17 protein-coding genes are annotated in these 14,049 nt (G+C 71.3%); 7 read left to right on the top strand and 10 right to left on the bottom strand.

Features of this window, described 5'->3' with window-relative positions; all coding sequences use genetic code 11:
* The coding region (locus G514_RS0106935) for a cytochrome c oxidase subunit I (protein WP_036563877.1) at window positions 1-1,314 on the bottom strand (1,314 nt) is incomplete at its 3' end.
* Window positions 1,311-2,198, bottom strand: coding sequence for an aa3-type cytochrome oxidase subunit II (ctaC, locus tag G514_RS0106930; RefSeq protein WP_051247012.1), 888 nt, complete (start codon window positions 2,196-2,198; stop codon window positions 1,311-1,313). The genes ctaC and G514_RS0106935, both read right to left, overlap by 4 nt.
* Window positions 2,199-2,300: 102 nt before the next feature.
* On the opposite strand from ctaC, the gene G514_RS0106925 reads away from it, so the two are divergent.
* Window positions 2,301-3,389 (top strand): cysteine desulfurase family protein, encoded by a 1,089-nt coding sequence (locus tag G514_RS0106925; RefSeq protein WP_028651165.1) that lies wholly within the window; start codon window positions 2,301-2,303, stop codon window positions 3,387-3,389.
* The gene (locus tag G514_RS0106920) at window positions 3,386-3,619 is read left to right on the top strand and encodes a sulfurtransferase TusA family protein (protein ID WP_245582126.1); all 234 of its coding nucleotides are present in this window, start codon (window positions 3,386-3,388) and stop codon (window positions 3,617-3,619) included. The genes G514_RS0106925 and G514_RS0106920 overlap by 4 nt, the downstream gene beginning before the upstream one ends.
* On the opposite strand, the gene G514_RS0106915 is transcribed toward G514_RS0106920, so the two are convergent.
* Window positions 3,612-4,553: a carbohydrate kinase family protein gene (locus G514_RS0106915; protein ID WP_051247010.1), complete on the bottom strand. Its 942-nt coding sequence runs from the start codon at window positions 4,551-4,553 to the stop codon at window positions 3,612-3,614. The two genes, G514_RS0106920 and G514_RS0106915, sit on opposite strands and share 8 nt — an antisense overlap.
* 146 nt (window positions 4,554-4,699) lie before the next feature.
* On the opposite strand from G514_RS0106915, the gene G514_RS0106910 reads away from it, so the two are divergent.
* Window positions 4,700-4,903 (top strand): hypothetical protein, encoded by a 204-nt coding sequence (locus tag G514_RS0106910; protein ID WP_028651162.1) that lies wholly within the window; start codon window positions 4,700-4,702, stop codon window positions 4,901-4,903.
* A gap of 272 nt (window positions 4,904-5,175) precedes the next feature.
* Here G514_RS0106910 and erpA read toward each other — a convergent pair whose 3' ends face one another.
* Both erpA and G514_RS0106900 read right to left on the bottom strand, forming a co-directional pair.
* Window positions 5,176-5,544 carry an iron-sulfur cluster insertion protein ErpA gene (gene erpA / locus G514_RS0106905; protein WP_028651161.1) on the bottom strand — a complete coding sequence of 123 codons (369 nt, stop codon included), beginning with the start codon at window positions 5,542-5,544 and terminating at the stop codon, window positions 5,176-5,178.
* A 180-nt stretch (window positions 5,545-5,724) separates the two neighbouring features.
* Complete coding sequence (locus tag G514_RS0106900) at window positions 5,725-6,819, bottom strand: glycerate kinase family protein (RefSeq protein WP_028651160.1); 1,095 nt, start codon at window positions 6,817-6,819, stop codon at window positions 5,725-5,727.
* Window positions 6,820-6,853: 34 nt separating this feature from the next.
* Here G514_RS0106900 and G514_RS0106895 point away from each other — a divergent pair, with 34 nt between their 5' ends.
* From G514_RS0106895 to G514_RS0106885, 3 genes are read left to right on the top strand one after another with little or no spacing between them, the layout of a single operon-like run.
* Window positions 6,854-7,732, top strand: coding sequence for a GNAT family N-acetyltransferase (locus G514_RS0106895; protein ID WP_245582125.1), 879 nt, complete (start codon window positions 6,854-6,856; stop codon window positions 7,730-7,732).
* Window positions 7,733-7,751: 19 nt separating this feature from the next.
* On the top strand, window positions 7,752-8,918 hold the full coding sequence (nadA, locus tag G514_RS0106890; RefSeq protein WP_028651158.1) for a quinolinate synthase NadA: 1,167 nt from the start codon (window positions 7,752-7,754) through the stop codon (window positions 8,916-8,918).
* A gap of 51 nt (window positions 8,919-8,969) precedes the next feature.
* Window positions 8,970-9,455 carry a VanZ family protein gene (locus G514_RS0106885; RefSeq protein ID WP_028651157.1) on the top strand — a complete coding sequence of 162 codons (486 nt, stop codon included), beginning with the start codon at window positions 8,970-8,972 and terminating at the stop codon, window positions 9,453-9,455.
* Here G514_RS0106885 and G514_RS0106880 read toward each other — a convergent pair.
* From G514_RS0106880 to G514_RS0106860, 5 genes are read right to left on the bottom strand one after another with little or no spacing between them, the layout of a single operon-like run.
* A complete protein-coding gene (locus G514_RS0106880) occupies window positions 9,415-10,620 on the bottom strand; it encodes a sensor histidine kinase (protein ID WP_028651156.1) in 1,206 nt (401 codons plus the stop codon). The genes G514_RS0106885 and G514_RS0106880 overlap by 41 nt on opposite strands.
* Window positions 10,621-10,679: 59 nt before the next feature.
* Complete coding sequence (gene pspAB, locus G514_RS0106875) at window positions 10,680-11,267, bottom strand: PspA-associated protein PspAB (RefSeq protein ID WP_028651155.1); 588 nt, start codon at window positions 11,265-11,267, stop codon at window positions 10,680-10,682.
* A 13-nt stretch (window positions 11,268-11,280) separates the two neighbouring features.
* Entirely contained in the window at window positions 11,281-12,210 is a 930-nt protein-coding gene (gene htpX, locus G514_RS0106870; protein ID WP_028651154.1) for a zinc metalloprotease HtpX, read from the bottom strand.
* 51 nt (window positions 12,211-12,261) lie between these two features.
* Window positions 12,262-12,540 carry a PspA-associated protein PspAA gene (gene pspAA / locus G514_RS0106865; protein WP_028651153.1) on the bottom strand — a complete coding sequence of 93 codons (279 nt, stop codon included), beginning with the start codon at window positions 12,538-12,540 and terminating at the stop codon, window positions 12,262-12,264.
* A complete protein-coding gene (locus G514_RS0106860; RefSeq protein WP_028651152.1) occupies window positions 12,537-13,346 on the bottom strand; it encodes a PspA/IM30 family protein in 810 nt (269 codons plus the stop codon). Before G514_RS0106860 ends, pspAA begins: the two co-directional genes overlap by 4 nt.
* 154 nt (window positions 13,347-13,500) lie before the next feature.
* Here G514_RS0106860 and G514_RS0106855 point away from each other — a divergent pair, with 154 nt between their 5' ends.
* A complete protein-coding gene (locus G514_RS0106855) occupies window positions 13,501-14,046 on the top strand; it encodes a DUF3043 domain-containing protein (RefSeq protein WP_036563872.1) in 546 nt (181 codons plus the stop codon).
* Window positions 14,047-14,049 lie beyond the last annotated feature (3 nt).

Raw genomic sequence — 14,049 nt, 5'->3', positions numbered from 1 at the left:
CGTGTGGAAGCCGACGAACAGCAGCCAGAAGTGCACCTTGCCGAGCCGCTCGTCGAGCATCCGGCCGGTCATCTTCGGCCACCAGAAGTAGAAGCCGGCGAACATCGCGAACACCACGGTGCCGAAGACGACGTAGTGGAAGTGCGCGACCACGAAGTAGGAGTCGGACACGTGGAAGTCCAGCGGCGGGCTCGCCAGGATGATGCCGGTCAGGCCGCCGAACAGGAACGTCGTGAGGAAGCCGAGCGACCACAGCATCGGGGTGTCGAAGGACAGGCTTCCGCCCCACATCGTGCCGATCCAGTTGAAGAACTTGATGCCTGTGGGGATGGCGATCAGGAAGGTCATGCCGGAGAAGAACGGCAGGTCGACGGCCCCGGTCACGAACATGTGGTGCGCCCAGACCGCGACCGACAGGATGGCGATGGCGGTCGTGGCGCCGACCAGGCCGATGTAGCCGAAGACCGGCTTGCGGCTGAAGACCGGGAGGATCTCGGTCACGATGCCGAAGAACGGCAACGCGATGATGTAGACCTCTGGATGGCCGAAGAACCAGAACAGGTGCTGCCAGAGGATCGCCCCGCCGTGGGCGGCGTCGAAGACGTGCGCGCCGAGCTGCCGGTCGGCCTCGAGCGAGAGCAGCGCGCCAGCCAGCACCGGGAACGCGATCAGGACCAGCAGGCTGGTGATCAGCGTGTTCCAGACGAAGATCGGCATCCGGAACATGGTCATGCCGGGTGCGCGCATGCAGATGATCGTGGTGATGAAGTTGACCGCGCCGAGGATCGTGCCGAGACCGGCGATCCAGAGGCCCATGATCCACAGGTCGCCGCCGACGCTGGGGGTGCGGACCGCGTCGTTGAGCGGGGTGTAGGCGAACCAGCCGAAGTTGGCTGCGCCGTTGGGGGTCAGGAAGCCCGAGGCGGCGATGAGGCCGCCGATCAGGAAGAGCCAGTAGCTGAACATGTTGAGCCGCGGGAACGCGACGTCGGGCGAGCCGATCTGCAGCGGCATGATCGCGTTGCCGAATCCGAAGAACAACGGCGTCGCGAACAGCAGCAGCATGATCGTGCCGTGCATGGTGAACAGCTGGTTGTAGAGCTCGTCGTTGACGACCTGCTGGCCGGGGTAGGCGAGCTCGGAGCGGATCAGCATCGCCATCGCGCCGCCGATCAGGAACCAGCAGAACGACGTGGCGAGGTAGAGGTTGCCGATCACCTTGTGGTCGGTCGTCGTCAGGACCCTGACGATCTGTCGCCCGAGCTGGCGCCGTTCGCCGACGACGGTGCTGGGATGCGACGCGGTGGCGGTCACTTGCCCTCTCCCTCGGGATCCTCGCTGGTGGCCTCTTCGCCGGCCGTGGTGTCGGCGTTCTCGCCGCCGAGCAACGGCTTGTCGGACGTCAGGCCGGCGTCCTCGAGCTCCTGCAGGTGCTCGTCGTACTCCTCACGGCTCACGACGTGGACCTCGAACAGCATCCGCGAGTGGTAGACGCCGCAGAGCTCGTAGCACTTGCCCTTGAAGACGCCCTCGCGGGTCGGCTTGATGACGTAGTGGTTGACGCGGCCGGGCACGACGTCCATCCGCATGAGGAAGCTCGGGACGCCGAAGTCGTGGATCACGTCAGGGCTGTGCAGGTTGAACCGCGTCGTCTCGTCGACCGGCAGCCACAGCTCAGGGATGTAGGCGGCGGTGCCCCCGTCGTGGACGTAGGAGTCGTAGGGGAAGCGGTCGTCGGTGCGGTCGTCGTCGGCGGAGTTGTCAGGGTCGCCGACGCCGTAGTTGAAGGTCCACGACCACTGCTGGCCGGTCACCTCGATGATGTTGTCCGGCGCGGTGTCGTCCTCGAGGACGAGGTTCTGCGTGTGGACGGTGTGGGAGAAGAACACGATCACCATGACGACCGGCGCGATCGTGTAGAAGATCTCCAGCGGCAGGTTGTAGCGCGTCTGCACCGGGATCTCGTCGTCGGAGCGCCGCCGGTAGCGGATCACGACGAAGAAGATCAGCCCCCACACCACGATGCCCGTGGCCAGGGCCGCGATCCACGCGCCCTGCCAGAGGGCGAGGATCGGCTCGCCCTGCTCGGACGCCGGATCGGGCATCGCGAGCCGCTTGCCCTCCTCGGAGCATCCGCTGGCCAGGAGCGCCACTCCGGCGAGCGGTACGGCCCAACGCGCGACGCGCTGCAGACCCACGGAAGAGCCCCTCTCGACCAACACCTAGGACAAGCCTGAGCCTAGACCAAGCGTCGCCCGGTGAGCCCGCCGGGTGGGTCTCCCAAAGGGTAGTTTTCGGGCGTGTACCTCGACACGGCCTCGTCCGAGCCGTTGCACCCGGCGGCGAGGGAGGCCCTGCTCGCGGCGCTCGACCGGGGGTACGCCGACCCGCGGCGTCTTCACGGCGCTGCGCGCGACGCCCGGCTGATCCTCGACAACGCCCGGGCGGCGGTCGCGGAGGCGCTCGGTGTACGCCGCGACGAGGTCTCCTTCACCTCGTCCGGCACCGACGCCGTGCATCGGGGCCTGCTCGGGCTGGCCCGCCCCGGCGCCACGGTCGCGCACGCCGCCGTCGAGCACTCCGCCGTGCTCCACGCGCTCGCCTGGCGCAGTGACCTGACCGTCCGCGCCCTGCCCGTCGACCGCCTCGGCCGGGTGGAGCTCGACGCGGTCGGCGAGCCCGACGTGGTCGCGCTCCAGCACGCCAACCACGAGGTCGGCACCGTACAGCCGGTGTCGGAGGTCGCCGCCGGGGCGGTGTTCATGGACGCCTGTGCCTCGATGGGCCGGCTCCCCCTGCCCGACGGCTGGTCGGCCGCCGCGGGCTCGGCCCACAAGTGGGGCGGCCCGGCCGGGGTCGGGGTCCTGCTGGTCCGGAAGGGCGCGGCGTGGCGCAACCCGTTCCCCGCCGACGACCGGGTCGACGAGCGGGTCTCCGGGTTCGAGAACGTCCCGGGCGTCCTCGCCGCCGCGGCGGCCCTCCAGGCGGTGGTCGCCGAGCGAGACGAGGTCGACGCCCGCCAGCGGGTCCTGGTCGACCGGATCCGGGCCGCGGTCGCCGAGATCCCCGACACCGAGGTGGTCGGCGACCCGGTCGACCGGCTCCCCCACCTCGTGACGTTCTCGTTCCTCTACGTCGACGGCGAGGCGCTGGTCGACGGGCTCAACCGGCGCGGGTTCGAGGTCGCCAGCGGGTCGGCCTGCACCGCGTCCACGCTCGAGCCCAGCCACGTGCTGGCCGCGATGGGCGCTCTCACCCACGGCAACGTGCGGGTCTCGCTCACCCGCGACGCGAGCGAGGCCGACGTGGAGCGGTTCCTCGCGGCCCTCCCGTCGACAGTCGAGGAAATTCGGAAGGACGCTGGGCTGTCCACCGGAGAAGCGTGGTGACCGCCGACCTCGAGCTCGACTGCCGCGGCCTGCTCTGCCCGCAGCCGGTCATCGAGCTGGGCAAGCGGATCGGCGAGGTGCTGGTCGGCCAGACGGTCGCCGTCGCCTCGACCGACGCGGCCGCGGCCTTCGACATCCCGGCCTGGTGCCGGATGCGCGGGCAGGAGTACGTCGGGCAGGAGCCCGCCGACGACGGCGTGCCTCGCTACGTGGTGCGGCGGGTCAGCTGACCGCGGTCAGGTGTGGGCGGACCGCCTCGGCGGCCTCGCCGCCGTACGACGCGTCCAGCCGGGCCAGGAACTGCTCGGCGGTGAACTTGTAGTCCTGCGGGCCGACCGTCTCGACGACGTACGCCGCCAGCACGCAGCCCACCTCGGCCGCGTGCTCGAGGCTGAGGCCCCACGCGAGCGCGCCGAGGAACCCGGCCCGGAACGCGTCGCCGACGCCGGTCGGCTCGAGGGCGGTGACGTCCTTGGCCGCAGGCCGGGTGAAGTCGACGCCGTCGCGGCTGCGGACGTGCACGCCGTCCTTGCCCAGCGTCTTGACCTGGATCGCGACGCGCTCGAGCACCTCGTCGGAGGACCAGCCGGTCTTCTGCTCGATCATGTGCGACTCGTACTCGTTGGAGAACAGGAACGCCGCGCCGTCGATCAGCTGGCGGATCAGCTCCCCCGCGCCGAAGGCCAGCTGCTGGCTCGGGTCGGCGATGAACGGGTAGCCGCGCTGACGGCACTCCTCGGTGTGCCGCAGCATCCCGTCGGGGTCGTCGGCGCCGATGAGGACGTAGGACGGCGCGCCGACCTTCGCGACGATCGGCGCGAGCTCGACGAGGCGGGCCTCGCTCATCGCGCCGGGGTAGAACGACGCGAACTGCGCGCCGGTGGTGTCGGTCGTGCACACGAACCGCGCCGTGTGGTGGGTGTCGGAGATCCGCACGTGGTCGCAGTCGACGCCGTGCCGCTCCAGCCACGAGCGGTAGTCGGCGAAGTCGTCGCCGGCGCACCCGACCAGCACCGGCCGGAGACCCAGCCGGCCGAGCCCGAAGCACATGTTGGCCGCGACCCCGCCGCGCCGGATCTCGAGGTCCTCGACGAGGAAGGACACCGAGAGCTTGTGGAGCTGCTCGACCACGAGGGAGTCCTCGAACTTGCCACCGAAGTTCATCAGGTGGTCGGTGGCGATGGATCCGGCGATCAGCAGGGATCCGGCCCCGTCAGGAACTGATTCAGGCACGTCGGGAAAGACTAGAGCCAAAGGCTACTGACGCGTAGTTGTGGGCGTACCCGGCGGTAATCCGTACCGTCGAGAGCGTGAGCGCCTTCTACGAGCTGGACACTCCCCAGACGATGCGGACCGACGCCGCCCTGGTCGGCGCCCGCCTGCCGCTCGTGGCGCCACGGCTCGCATACGCCGACGTCTACGTCGGCTACCCGACCGACCAGGCCAAGCCGGTGGTCGAGATCACCGAGGCGGCGCAGCGGATCGCCAACGCGCTGCACCTGCACGTCGACTGACCCTCCGGCCGTACGCCGTCCCGGAGAAGACGAAGCCCCCGCCGTCGGCGGGGGCTTCGCTGTCGTGCTCGGGCTGGTCGAGGCGGTCGCCCGCCACGCCGATGGTCGAGGAGGTCGCGTCGCGCCGGTGGTTGAGGAGATCGCGCAGCGACCGTCTCGAAACCTCCGCAGGGAAGGCACTCGTCGTCCGCGCGAACCGAGCCCGGCAGCTACCAGCGCCGGTTGCGGTGTGTCTCGACCCGCTCGTTCCTCGCGGTCGACTGCGCGGTCGCTCAGTGGAAGGAGTCGCCGCAGGCGCAGGAGCCGGTCGCGTTGGGGTTGTCGATCGTGAAGCCCTGCTTCTCGATCGTGTCGACGAAGTCGATCGTCGCGCCGTTGAGGTAGGGGACGCTCATCCGGTCGACGACCACGCCGACCCCGTCGAAGTCGGTCACGACGTCGCCGTCGAGGCTGCGCTCGTCGAAGAAGAGCTGGTAGCGCAGACCGGAGCACCCCCCGGGCTGCACGGAGATGCGCAGGGCCAGGTCGTCGCGACCCTCCTGCTCGAGGAGACTCTTGACCTTCGCGGCGGCCACCGGGCTCAGGTTGATGCTGTCGGTGCGGCGCTCGCTGTCGAGCTGGGTCTCAAGCTGCTCGGTCATGTGCTCCAGGCTCCCAAAAGTGTCGGTGCAGGGTGGTGCTTCTGCCTGTCCCAAGTTTCGCACACGGGGGGTTATTCCCAGCCTTCTCCACGGCCTGCCCGCACGAAACTGGCGCTGACCTGCTGGAGTTCCTTGCGGTCAGCGCCAGTTTCACCGGGTACCCGGTGAAACCGCCCCCCGTCAGCGCGACCACGTCCGGGCGGTCCGCGCGGCCAGCTCGGTGAGGGCGGCAGCGGGCTCGGCGAAGGCACGGTCCTCGCCGACCAGGTCGACGAGCGAGTACGCCGACTCGACGCCCAGCGCCCGCATCTCCCGCGCCCCGACGAGCACCTTGCCTGCCAGCACGACGCAGGGCCGCAGCGCCTCGCCGGCCACCGTGGCCACGCCGTGCGGCACCTTGCCGGCACCGCTGGAGAAGTCGAAGGCCCCCTCGCCGGTGAGCACCAGGTCCGCGGCCCGCGCCCGTTCCGCGAGGCCGACGGCCTCCGCCACCAGCGAGATCCCGGGCTCCCGGGTCGCCCCGAGCACGAGCAGGCCGTAGCCGAGCCCGCCCGCCGCGCCGGCGCCCTTCTCGAGCGCGAGCCGGCGGTCGAGCGCCGCGGCGTACTCCTCCAGCCAGCCGTCCACCACCGGCAGCCGCTCCTCGGTGATCCCCTTCTGCGGCCCGAAGGTCTTCGCCGCACCGAAGAGCCCCGTGAGGGGGTTGTCCACGTCACTGGCCGCGACCAGCCGCACCGAGCCGATCCGCTCGCGCGCAGGGCCGGCGTCGACGCCGGTCACGCCCGCGAGGCCCGCGCCTCCGGCGTCGAGGGGTACGTCGGCCGTGGCCCCCAGCGCCGCGAGCAGCCCGGCGCCCCCGTCGGTGGTGCCGCTGCCCCCGAGGCCCACGACCACCGTCGAGACGCCGGCGTCGACCGCGGCCGCGAGCAGCTCGCCCACGCCGTACGTGCTGGCCTCCTCGGGGCGCTCCTGCCGGGTCAGGTGCAGCCCGCAGGCCTGCGCGCTCTCGACGTACGCGACGTCGCCCCGCTCCCCCGCCACCAGCACCGTGGCCGGGGTCGGCGCACCGAGCGGTCCCCGCACCGTGACGGCGAGCAGCTCACCGCCGAGCGCCTCGTGCAGCACGTCGACGAACCCAGGCCCGCCGTCCGACATCGGCGCGAGGTCCAGCTCGTCGTCGGGCGCGGTCTGGCGCCAGCCCGCCTCGATCGCGCTCGCGGCCTCCACCGCCGAGAGGGTGCCGGCGAACTTGTCGGGCGCCACGAGAATCCGCATGCCGTCATCCTCCCCGACCACCTAACTTGTCGGCGTGCAGTGCGTGATCCGGCCGATGACCCTCGACGACGTCCCCGGTGCGGAGCGGGTGAGCGACGAGGGGTTCTACGAGCTCGACACCCGGGTGCCGCGGCCGTGGGAGACCGCACCCGCGCGACGTTCCGAGGCGCACCGCGCCGTGTGGATCGAGCGCACCCGCCACGTCGTGGAGACCGACCCGGGCGGCTGCTGGGTCGCCGAGGACGACACCGGGCTGGTCGGGATGGTCACCTCGTTGCGCCGCGAGACGCTGTGGTGCCTCGCGACGTACGCCGTGCTGCCGGGCCGTCAGGGTCAGGGCATCGGCAAGCCGCTGCTGGCCGCGGCGCTCGACCACGGGCGGGCGTGCACCCGCGGCATGCTCTCCTCCTCCGCGGACCCGAAGGCGGTGCGGATCTACCGGCAGGCGGGGTTCGACCTGCACCCGCAGATGTACCTCACCGGCACCGTCGACCGGTCCGCCATCCCGGTGGTGGAGAAGGTGCGCGAGGGCAGCGCCGGCGACGTGGACCTGATGGACTCCCTCGACCGCGTCACCCGCGGCGCCGGGCACGGGCCCGACCACGCGCTGATGCTGCGGACCTGGCGGCTCCTCGTGACCGACACCAGCACCGGCTCCGGGTACGCCTACCTCGACGAGCGCGGGCGGCTGGGCCTGCTGGCCGCGAGCAACCGGCGCACCGCCGTCCGCCTCCTGTGGGCGACCCTCGCCGAGGCGACCGGGGAGGCGACGGTGCCGCACGTGACGGGCGCCAACCAGTGGGTGCTCGACGTCGGGTTCGCCGCCCGCCTGGATCTGCACCAGGAGGGCTACCTCGGGCTGCGGGGGATGAAACCGCCCGCGCCGTACGTTCACAACGGCGCCCTGCTCTGAGATTCGTAGGATGGCGCCCATGACCACAGTCGACCTGCCCCTGCTTCCGCTCGGCCGGGGCGTCGACCTCGGCTCCGAGCGCGGCGTCGAGTGCCCTGGCGACCTGCCGTCGGCGTCCGACCCCGACCTCGTGGCGCGCGCCCGTGCGGCCAAGGAGGCGCTGGGCTCGCGCGTCTTCGTGCTCGGCCACCACTACCAGCGCGACGAGGTCATCCAGTTCGCCGACGTCACCGGCGACTCCTTCAAGCTCGCGCGCGAGGCCGCGGCTCGTCCCGACGCCGAGTTCATCGTGTTCTGCGGCGTGCACTTCATGGCCGAGTCGGCCGACATCCTGACCTCCGACGAGCAGCGGGTGATCCTCCCCGACCTGGCGGCCGGGTGCTCGATGGCCGACATGGCCCGGTTGCGTCAGGTCGAGGACGCGTGGGCCGCCATGGAGGCGGCCGGCGTCGCCGACGACGTCGTCCCGATCACGTACATGAACTCCAGCGCCGACATCAAGGCCTTCTGCGGCCGGCACGGCGGCGCCGTCTGCACGTCGTCCAACGCCGAGACCGCGCTCGAGTGGGCCTACCAGCAGGGCTCGAAGGTGCTGTTCCTCCCCGACCAGCACCTCGGCCGCAACACCGCCGTCCTCAAGATGGGTCTCTCGCTCGACGACTGCGTCGTCTGGGACCCCCACCGCGAGAACGGCGGGCTCACCCCGGAGCAGCTCCACGACGCGAAGATGATCCTCTGGAAGGGTCACTGCTCGGTGCACGGCCGCTTCTCGGAGGAGACGATCCCCGAGCTGCGGGCCTCCATCCCCGGCGTGCAGGTGATCGTGCACCCCGAGTGCAAGCACGAGGTCGTGCTGGCCGCCGACCTCGTCGGCTCGACGGAGTTCATCATCCAGACCATCGAGGCCGCCCCCGCCGGCTCCGCGTGGGCCGTCGGCACCGAGCTCAACCTCGTGAAGCGCCTGGCCGCCGACCACCCCGACAAGCGGATCGTCTTCCTCGACAAGACCGTCTGCTACTGCTCGACGATGAACCGCATCGACCTCCCTCACTTCGTCTGGGCCATGGAGTCGCTCGTCGACGGCGTGGTCGTCAACCAGATCGAGGTCGACGACGACACCGAGACCTGGGCGAAGGTCGCCCTCGACCGGATGCTCGCCCTGCCGGGCAAGACCCACAAGGACTGAGTCACCGCAGCCAGCGCTGGGACCCCACCACCGGCCCTTCACACTGGGTCCGTGCTGCACCGCCACCCGTTCCTGAGCGTCGTGACGCTGGCCTACCTGGCCTTCGTCGGCTGGGTGACGCTGACGCCGGCGGCCGACGCACCGACCCAGAGCGACCTGGTGCTGCGGGTGCTGGCGCGGCTTCAGCGCCACGAGCACCTCACGTGGCTCACCTACGACCGGGCGGAGTACCTCGCCAACGTCGCGCTGTTCGTGCCGATCGGGGTGTTCCTGCTGCTGCTGTTCGGCACCCGGTTCTGGTGGCTGGCGGTGGCCGCGGCGCTCGCGATGACGTCGCTCATCGAGACCGCGCAGCGCTCGATCCCCGGCCGGGTCTCCGACGAGCGTGACATCGCGGCCAACACGATGGGCGCCGTGATCGGCGTGGTGGTCGGGCTGGTGCTGACGTTCCCGGCGACCCTGAGGGGCTGGCGGCGCGAGGCGCGGCGGGCGCGGCTCAGTCCGGAAGCTCGAACCAGAACCTCGCGCCCTCGGTGACCGCCGGGTCCACCCCGATCCGGCCGCCGTGGGCGCCGACGATGCGCCGGCAGGTGGCCAGGCCGATGCCGGAGCCCTCGATCGAGTCGTCGACGCGGGCCAGCGGCTCGAAGACCCGGTCCCGCTCCGCGGGCGGGACGCCGCGGCCGTTGTCGGTGATCTCGATGCGCCACGCGCGCTGCACGTGCCGGGCCGCGATGCGCACCTCGAGCGGGCGCTCCTCCGAGCGGTAGCGACTGGCGTTCGCGAGCAGGTTCTGCAGCACGGCCCGCAGCTGGGCGCGGTCGCCGAGGAGGGTCGGGAGCCGGCCGATGGTCAGCGTCGCGTCGGCGAGCTCGGGCCCGAGGTCGTCGAGCACCTCCCCGAGCACGAAGTCGAGGTCCACCTCGGTGGCCTTGAGGGTGCCGCCGAGCCGGGCGTAGTCGAGGACGTCGTCGACGAGGTCCGCCATCCGCGTCGCCCCCCTGGCCGCGCGGTCGACCAGCGAGACCGTCTCGGGACCCACCTCGCCCGCCTCGACCTGCTGGTGCAGCAGCTCGAGGGAGAGGGACAGGGTCGTGAGCGGTGTCTTGAGGTCGTGGCTGACCTGGCCGGCGAACGACGCGAGCCGCTCGTTGGAGCGCTCCAGCTCGGCCTGGACGGCCTGGATCTCCATCATGCTGAGCGCCAGCTCGCGACTGCGCAGCCTCAGCTCGAAGACGTCGATGACGCGGTCCGCGAGCGTGGCGACCCCGCGCATCGCCTCCTCGTCCACCGGCCGCGCCACATCGTCGAAGACGCAGAGCGTCCCGACCGTCACGCCGTCCCGGCTGACCAGCGGGAACGACGCGTAGAACCTGACCCGCCCGAGCGGGCCCGCCACGAACGGGTTGGCCGCGAAGCGCGGGTCCCTCGAGGCGTCGGACACGATGACGGGCTCGGACGTGTCGACCGTGCGGGCACACATCGAGTCCTCGCGCGCGCAGACGTCGCCCTCGAAGCCGAAGGTCGAGACCTGGTGCTGCTCGGTGTCGGTGATGATGTTGACCGTCGCCTTCGGCACGCCGGCGATCCGTGCGGCCAGCTGGACGACGGAGTCGAGCTCCTCGCGCGGCGGCTTGCGGACGGCGTCGTACATCCGGATGGCGGCGATGCGTCGCTGGACATCCGCGCCGGCCACCGTCACCGGGTCAGGATAGGGAGGGCCCGCGGCAGCCGTGGCAGAACCCGCGAGGTGGCCGGCCGTCAGAGGCCCGGCGCGCCCCAGAGCGCCATCCACCCGGAGAGCTCGGGCTCGATCGGCAGCTCCGCGCGCAGGGCGTCACGGACCTGGAGCTCGAGCAGGTTGTCGCGCTGGCGCGGGCCGGTCGGCGCGAAGGGGTAGAACGTGCCCTGCTTGTAGAGGTAGACGAGCCCGACCTTGCGGCCCGCGGCGTCCGCGAACGGGATCAGCGAGCAGAGCAGACCCGGCCCGAAGCCCTCGGCCTCGAGGGTCGTGTTGACCGCATGGAGGTCGGTGCACAGCTCGGACATCTCGGAGAGGCCGTCGGGGTCGACCAACCGGTGCACCTGGAGCCACGTGAAGCCGAACTCGTCGGTCGCGGTCTGCACCCGGGGCGCATCTGCCGAGCCCTCCAGGAGCTCGACGATGTCGTCCTGGGTCTCGTGGAAGCCCGCGCCGACCGCCGCCCGGTAGCAGACCGAGCCGTCGCCGGTCGGCCTGAGGCCGGCCGCGGTCCGGAGCGTCACCGCGGCGCTCGGCACGAGGAACAGCGCGTCGAGGTTGGCGCGCTTGGGCCGGGTGCGACCCGAGATCGTCTGCCAGAGGCCCACGCTCAGGCGCCAGTCACGCGGCCGGTCGGCTGAGCTCGGCCCGGATGCGGGCGAGCTGCTCGAGCCGCTGCTCGAGCGAGGGGTGCGTGGAGGTCAGCGTCCTGAGCGAGACCCCGGCGACCGCGGGAGCGATGCACAGCGCGCTCGCGGCGCCGACCTGGCGCAGGTCGCGCTGGGGGATCTGGTTGATCCCACCGGTGATCTTCTGCAGCGCCGACGCGAGCGCATCGGGGCGCATGGTGAGGTAGGCGCCCGCGCGGTCGGCGGCGAGCTCGCGGTAGCGCGAGAGGAGCCGCAGCAGGATGAAGCTCACGGCGTAGACCGCGAGGCTGAAGAGGAGCACGACCAGCCACACCGGCAACCCGCCGTTGTTGTCGCGGCGCCCGCCGCCGAAGAAGCCGAACGCGCCGAACCGCGCACCCTGCCCGAGCATCCCGGCGGCGATGCCGGCGCTCGAGGCGACCGTCATGACGAGCACGTCGCGGTGGGCGACGTGCGACAGCTCGTGGGCCAGCACGCCCTCGAGCTCCTCGGCGGTCAGCATGCCGAGGATGCCAGTGGTCACGCAGACGACGGAGCGCTGCGGTGAGCGGCCGGTGGCGAAGGCGTTGGGGACGGGGGTGTCGGCCACGCCGACCCGCGGCTTGGGCATGTCGGCGAGCGCGCAGAGCCGGTCGATCATGCCGTGCAGCTCGGGTGCCTGCTCGGGGGTCACCTCGCGGGCACGCATCGCCCGCATGGCGACCTTGTCGGAGTTGGCCCACTGGTAGATCGCGACGCCGATGCCGGCGAGGCCGATCACCACACCGAGACCCGGGCTCTGGAACCCGACGACCGTGGCCAGACCGACCACGAACGCCACGAACAGCGCGCCGAGCAGGAACATCACCGTCGTCATCCGGACGGTCAGTCCGGCGTCACCCACGAACCGAGAACGTGCCATGGCTCCAGTGTTGCCGGGCGGTCCAAGAGGATCCTGAGGGAAGCCGGCGACTCAGCCGGGGATCAGGCCGTCCTCGTTGAGCATCGCGCGGACCTCGTCGATGGTGGCGTCCGCCGGCGGCAGGATCAGGTCGGACTCGTCGAGGCTGTCGGCGGGGTGGGCGACCCCGACCGTGCGCACGCCGTCGAGCAGCTGGGTCAGCGCCGTGCCGAACGCCGCCTCGTCACCGGCCTCGATCGTCTGCTCGAGGGTCGTGTCGAGCTCGTTGAGCCGGTCGAGCGCGTGGTCGGCGACGTCGTACTGGCCCTCGCCCAGGATCCGGATGATCACGGCTGGGCGTCCTTGCCGGCGTCGGAGACCGACTCCTGCTTCTCCGGCTCGGCGTCGAGGATCTCGCCCGGCTCGGGAGCCGCCTCGATCGCGTCGGGCTGCTGGGGCGCGGAGAGCCCCTTGAGCCGGGCCAGCTCGGCCTCGACGTCGGCCTGCGAGCTCATCGACTCGAGCTCGCGGGTGATGTCGTCGCCGCTGTTGATCGCGCTGGCGTCGTCGAGCGCGCCGGAGGCGATCAGCTCGTCGATGGCGCCGGCGCGAGCCTGCATCTGGGCCGTCTTGTCCTCGGCCCGCTGGATCGCCAGGCCGACGTCGCCCATCTCCTCGCCGATGCCTGACATCGCCTCGTTGATGCGCGTCTGCGCCTCGGCGGCCGTGTAGGTCGCCTTGATGGTCTCCTTGCGGGTGCGGAACGCCTCCACCTTCGCCTGGAGCCGCTGCTGGGCGAGCGTGAGCTTCTCCTCCTCGCCCTGGAGCTGGGCGTACTGCGTCCTGAGGTCCGCGATCTGGCCCGCCAGCGCCGACTTGCGGGTCAGCGCCTCGCGCGCGAGGTCCTCGCGGTTCATCTGCAGGGACTTCTCCGCCTGGCCCTGGAGCTTCGCGGCGGACTGCTCGAGCTGGGCCACCTGGAGCTCGACGCGCTTGCGGCTGGTCGCGACGTCGGCCACGCCGCGGCGCACCTTGGACAGCAGGTCCAGCTGACGCTGGTAGCTGTAGTCGAGGGTCTCGCGCGGGTCCTCGGCACGGTCGAGGGCCTTGTTGGCCTTCGACCGGAAGATCAGGCTGATGCGCTTCATCAGGCTCATGCGGACGGATCCCTCTCGGTTCAGGTGCAGGTGACCTCACCCTACGGCCGCACGGCAAGGCGCCGGTAGGCTCACCAGCACCGCTCGTCCGACCCACCAGAGGCTGAAGGCGCACGTGTTCCGTCGTACCCGAGAAGAAGCCACGACCCCGCCCGTGGAGGAGTCCCCCGCCACCGGCAAGGGGCGCCCCACGCCCACCCGCAAGGAGGCCGAGGCCGCCGCCAAGGCGCGCGCCAAGCCGCCGCGCACGCGCCGGGGTCAGGCCGCAGCCCAGCGCGGCGTGAAGGGCGAGTCGAGCCAGCGGGTGCGCCAGGGCATGCGCAACGGCGAGGAGAAGTACCTCCTGCCCCGTGACAAGGGCCCGGTCCGGCGGTTCATCCGCGACTTCGTCGACAGCCGGTTCAGCTTCATCGAGCTGATCATCCCGCTGCTCGTGGTCACCATGGTGCTCGGCTACTCCGACAACGCCACCCTCGCCAGCGCCGGCAACGCGATCCTGTTCGGCTCGATCCTCCTGGTGATCGTCGACATGGTGATGCTGCGCTTCCGCCTGCGCCGCCAGCTCGCCGCGCGCTTCCCCGACCAGCCGGTGAAGGGCACCACCTACTACGCCGTCACCCGGGCGATGCAGATGAAGTTCATGCGCCTCCCGAAGCCTCAGGTGAAGATCGGTCAGGAGCTCCCCGAGCACTACCGATGAGCC

Source organism: Nocardioides halotolerans DSM 19273, assembly GCF_000422805.1.
Lineage (GTDB): Bacteria > Actinomycetota > Actinomycetes > Propionibacteriales > Nocardioidaceae > Nocardioides > Nocardioides halotolerans.
This window is presented reverse-complemented; position numbering and strand designations above follow the sequence as displayed.

What these genes read in the sequence shown, in the direction of transcription:
- erpA (WP_028651161.1), bottom strand. Translation starts at nt 5,544, where the DNA reads ATGACCGAGCAGCTTGAGACCCAGCTCGACAGCGAGCGCCGCACCGAC.
- G514_RS0106915 (WP_051247010.1), bottom strand. Translation starts at nt 4,553, where the DNA reads ATGAACTTCGGTGGCAAGTTCGAGGACTCCCTCGTGGTCGAGCAGCTC.
- htpX (WP_028651154.1), bottom strand. Translation starts at nt 12,210, where the DNA reads ATGGCACGTTCTCGGTTCGTGGGTGACGCCGGACTGACCGTCCGGATG.
- G514_RS0106860 (WP_028651152.1), bottom strand. Translation starts at nt 13,346, where the DNA reads ATGAGCCTGATGAAGCGCATCAGCCTGATCTTCCGGTCGAAGGCCAAC.
- G514_RS0106900 (WP_028651160.1), bottom strand. Translation starts at nt 6,819, where the DNA reads ATGCGGATTCTCGTGGCGCCCGACAAGTTCGCCGGCACCCTCTCGGCG.
- nadA (WP_028651158.1), top strand. Translation starts at nt 7,752, where the DNA reads ATGACCACAGTCGACCTGCCCCTGCTTCCGCTCGGCCGGGGCGTCGAC.